The sequence below is a fragment of the Gammaproteobacteria bacterium genome, assembly GCA_037388465.1.
Lineage (GTDB): Bacteria > Pseudomonadota > Gammaproteobacteria > SpSt-1174 > SpSt-1174 > JARRKE01.
In genome coordinates this window covers 1-4589 of the sequence record JARRKE010000117.1, presented here as the reverse complement: position 1 = coordinate 4589, position 4589 = coordinate 1, and the positions used below count along the sequence as shown (strand labels likewise).

The window sequence follows — 4589 nt, the reverse complement described above, 5'->3', positions numbered from 1 at the left end:
CAGGCTCAGGCAGGATAAATCCCGCCCAGCACCGTCGGCGAATCCGCGCCGGTCACGCTGGGCAGGTTGCCCGGTTCATTGTTCAGGGTGAGCCGGGCAAGCCAGGCGAACGTCATCGCCTCGATCCAGTCCGGATCGAGGCCGAGTTTCTGGGTGGACTCCACCGCGCGATCCGGCATTTGCTGTGCCAGCCGGCTCATGAGATGACCATTGTGCACCCCGCCACCGCATACCAGCACACGCTCCGCTGAAGGGGCATGGGTTTCGATCGCCTCGCTGACGCTGCGGGCGGTGAGTTCTGCCAGTGTGGCCTGCACATCCTCGGGGATTATCTCGGCGCCTGCGTCCGTCAGGCAGCGTTCCAGCCAGTTCTGGTTGAAGTGTTCGCGCCCGGTGCTTTTGGGCGGCGGTGCGCTGAAATAAGGGTCGGCCAGCATTCGCGCCAGCAGGTCCGCATGTACCTTGCCTGTGGCGGCCCAACTGCCGTTGTCGTCAAAGGCGGTGCCGCGTTGGAGGCGAGACCAGGTATCCAGCAGCACATTGCCCGGGCCGGTGTCGAAACCGGTCACCGGTTCAACGGGATCGTGCGGCAGCCAGGTCACGTTCGCCATGCCGCCCAGATTCAATACCACCCGGTGTTCGTGTTGGCTGCGCAGCATTGCAGCGTGGAAGGCGGTTGCCAGCGGTGCGCCCTGACCATTCAGGGCGATGTCCCGGCGCCGGAAATCGGCCACCGTGGTAATGCCCGTGCGTGCGGCGATCCGGTTGGGATCGCCGATCTGCAGACTGTTGGCGCAGGGGCCGAGGGGGGCGTGGTAAACCGTCTGGCCGTGGCTGCCGACGGCGCGAATGGTTCGCGGTTGGATGCCGGCTTTTCGTGCCACATTCACAGCCGCCTGCGCCAGCAGTTCGCCGAGTGCGGCATCCAGTTCCGCAATTTCCCCCAGTCTCGCCTCGGCCGGCTGTTGCAGGCACGTACGAAGCCGGTCATGGAGTTCCGCTGGGAAGGATTCGGTGTGCGTGGCCAGCAGGGCCGGCGGATGGGGTTCGCAATCAATCAGTGCCGCGTCGATGCCGTCGAGGCTGGTGCCGGACATCAGGCCGATGAAGTATGCCGGCATGACGATGGGGCTCAGTCGCGGATTTCCAGTGAGGCTACCTGGATTCGGCTCAGCAGTCGCAGTCTGGCAAGGGCTTCTTCGGTGTGGGCCTGGAAGTCAGCGTGGTACCGGGCGGGCAGTGGCGCGGCTGCGGGCAGCTTGACCGTCAAGGGGTTGCGGTGCACGCCGTGGACACGGAACTCATAGTGCAGGTGAGGTCCGGTGGCGAGACCGGTCATGCCCACGTAGCCGATGATCTGCCCCTGACGAACGCGCTTGCCGACCGAAAGGCCGCGAGCATAGCGGGACATGTGTCCGTAAACGGTGCTGTAGATCGCGCCGTGGCGCAGAATGATGACCTTGCCGTAGCCGCCCTTGCGGCCTTTGAAGACCACCTTGCCGTCACCCGCCGCCCGGATCGGCGTGCCGGTGGGTGCAGCGTAGTCGACGCCCTTGTGGGCTCGGATCACGTTCAGGATGGGATGCTTGCGGTGCAGGGAAAAGCCCGAACTGATGCGCGTGAAATTGACCGGGGTGCGCAGGAATTCCTTGCGCAGGCGCTTGCCGTCCGGGGCGTAGTAGTCGACGTCACCTTTCGGGTCCTTGTAACGCAGGGCCTTGTAGCTCCTGCCCTGGTTGACGAACTCCGCGGCGATGATATCGCCATCGCGCAAGTGCACGCCGTTGCGGAAGATCTGTTCGTAGATGACGGTGAAGTGGTCGCCGGGGCGCAGGTCGAGCGCGAAATCGATGTCCCAGCCGAAAATGGCGGCCAGGTTCATGATGAGGCCGTCCGACAGTCCGGCACGCTGCCCGTCACTGAAGAGGGAGTCGCGAATCACGCCCTGGGCCTGAACCAGGCGGACTTGGTTTTCGCGCGCCTGGTTCTCGGCCTGGTAACCCGTGGCGGTGCGCCATACCCGCACGATGTGGTCGGCGTCAGGTTCGAACACCAGTTCGGCGAGACCGTTCAGGTCCTTGCGGGCGCGGAATTTCTGCCCCGGATAAAGCTGCCGCATCGAACGTGTAGCGTTGCCCAGCTTGAGAATGGGCGCGAGCTGGCTGTGGATCTCCAGGCGGCTGAAGATCGAGGACAGGCTGTCACCGGATTCGACTTCGGTTGTTTCCCAGTGATCCCGCGGCTTGTTGAGGTCGGGGGTGGCGGAAATGGGCTTGACCTGTGCTTCGGGCAAAGGAAGCGCGACCGTCAGCCGTGCCGGGGCGGGCCCCTTTTGGGTATCATGCGCATCCCCGAGCTTTACCAGCGGAGTGGCGTTCTCGCTGCGGCTGCCCGCCTGGGCCAGGACCGCGCCGATCAGGGCGAGGCCGGCCAGCCCAAGCAACAGACGGGGGCGCCTCAGGCGCGACAATAGACTCCGCGAGTTACGGTGGTGCATAAACAATCCGCGATAATCGCCCGATTTGGCAGGATTTTGCCCACGATAGCGGGTGCGTGGGTGTGGGTCAACGCCGGCTGAGAGCCGAATCAATCACAGATCAGACAACGGGATAAGACAGTGCCGACTATTGATGAAGCCATGGATCTGCTGCGGCGTGGCGCCGAGGAGATTCTGCTTGAAGACGAGCTGCGTGACAAACTCAAGCGCGGCAAACCGCTCAGGATCAAGGCCGGATTCGATCCCACCGCCCCCGATCTGCACCTGGGGCATACCGTTCTGATCAACAAGTTGCGGCAATTCCAGGAGCTCGGCCACGAGGTCTTGTTCCTGATCGGCGATTTCACCGGCATGATCGGCGATCCGACCGGCAAAAGCGCGACCCGTCCGCCTCTGACGCGTGACGAGGTGATCGAGAACGCCCGCACCTACGAGCAGCAGATCTACAAGATCCTCGACCCCGAGAAGACCATCGTGATGTTCAACTCTTCCTGGATGGGGGAGATGAACGCCGTCGATCTGATCCAGTTGGCCGCCAAGCACACGGTGGCGCGCATGCTGGAGCGCGACGACTTCAGCAAGCGCTACGGTAGCGGACAGCCGATCGCCATTCATGAGTTTCTGTACCCTTTGATACAGGGTTACGACTCCGTGGCCATGCGGGCGGATGTCGAGCTGGGCGGGACCGACCAGAAATTCAACCTGCTGGTAGGGCGTGAACTGCAAAAGCATTTCGGTCAGTCGCCACAGGTCGTCATGACCATGCCCATCCTGGAAGGGCTGGATGGAGTGCAGAAGATGTCCAAGTCGCTGGGGAACTACGTCGGCATTGCCGAGCCGCCCGAGGAGATGTTCGGCAAGCTCATGTCCATCTCCGATGAACTCATGTGGCGCTATTTCGAACTGCTGAGTTTTCGCCCCATGGCAGAGATTGACGCCTTGCGCCATGAGATCGAGACGGGTGCGAACCCGCGGGACATCAAGTTTCAGCTCGCGGGAGAGCTGGTCGAGCGGTTTCATACCCGGACGGATGCCGAGCAGGCACAGGCGGCCTTTGTGGCGCGCTTCCAGAAGGGTGCCTTGCCGGAAAACATGCCCGAGGTGGCGTTCAGCGCCCCCGTTGAGGGCATGCCGGTTGCCAATCTCCTCAAGGAAGCTGGCCTCGTGGCCAGCACCTCGGAGGCGCTGCGCATGATCAAGCAGGGTGCGGTGCGCATCGACGGGGAGCGGTTGGAGGACCGGGACCTGAAGATCCAGACAGGCACCACCCAGGTCTACCAGGTGGGCAAGCGCCGGTTCGCCCGCGTGTCGGTGGTTAAGGCCTGATTTTCAGTGGCTTGGCGGCACGGCGGGCCCAGATGAAAAAAATCTTTCAAAAAGTGCTTGACGGTCTCTGTGGGGTCCCTATAATGCGCGCTCCGTTCGACGCACACTTCGGTGGCGGGAACGGCAAGAAGGGAAACGGAGTTGTTGACGGCCTTGGCCAAAAACGCATATAATTCCGCTTCTCCGCTGGCCACAGAGCTGGCGCTGCTCTTTGACAACTTGTGAATCAGTGAACTTGTGCGGATGCTCGCGTCTGTGGTTGTAAACGCAAACCATTAGATGTGAGCAGACCTAGTAAACTTTTTTGAGTTTTCTGGACTGCTCTTCATCAGAAGGAATAGCGGAGAAATCCGCGAAAGCTTTTAACTGAAGAGTTTGATCCTGGCTCAGATTGAACGCTGGCGGCATGCCTAACACATGCAAGTCGAACGGTAACAGGCGGAGCTTGCTCCGCGCTGACGAGTGGCGGACGGGTGAGTAACGCGTGGGAATCTGCCCAGTAGCGGGGGATAGCCCGGAGAAATCCGGATTAATACCGCATACGCCCTACGGGGGAAAGCAGGGGATCTTCGGACCTTGCACTATTGGATGAGCCCGCGTCTGATTAGCTTGTTGGTGGGGTAACGGCCTACCAAGGCGACGATCAGTAGCTGGTCTGAGAGGATGATCAGCCACACTGGGACTGAGACACGGCCCAGACTCCTACGGGAGGCAGCAGTGGGGAATATTGGACAATGGGGGAAACCCTGATCCAGCAATGCCGCGT

3 protein-coding genes and 1 rRNA gene are annotated in these 4589 nt (G+C 61.8%); 2 read left to right on the top strand and 2 right to left on the bottom strand.

Features of this window, described 5'->3' with window-relative positions:
- Positions 1–5: 5 nt before the first annotated feature.
- The gene (locus P8Y64_13665) at positions 6–1121 is read right to left on the bottom strand and encodes an anhydro-N-acetylmuramic acid kinase (protein MEJ2061508.1); all 1116 of its coding nucleotides are present in this window, start codon (positions 1119–1121) and stop codon (positions 6–8) included.
- 11 nt (positions 1122–1132) lie between these two features.
- Positions 1133–2470, bottom strand: a complete 1338-nt coding sequence (locus tag P8Y64_13660) for a peptidoglycan DD-metalloendopeptidase family protein (GenBank protein ID MEJ2061507.1) — start codon at positions 2468–2470, stop codon at positions 1133–1135.
- 168 nt (positions 2471–2638) lie between these two features.
- Here P8Y64_13660 and tyrS point away from each other — a divergent pair, with 168 nt between their 5' ends.
- Positions 2639–3823, top strand: coding sequence for a tyrosine--tRNA ligase (tyrS, locus tag P8Y64_13655; protein MEJ2061506.1), 1185 nt, complete (start codon positions 2639–2641; stop codon positions 3821–3823).
- A 363-nt stretch (positions 3824–4186) separates the two neighbouring features.
- A 16S ribosomal RNA gene (locus P8Y64_13650) occupies positions 4187–4589 on the top strand; the annotation flags it as partial.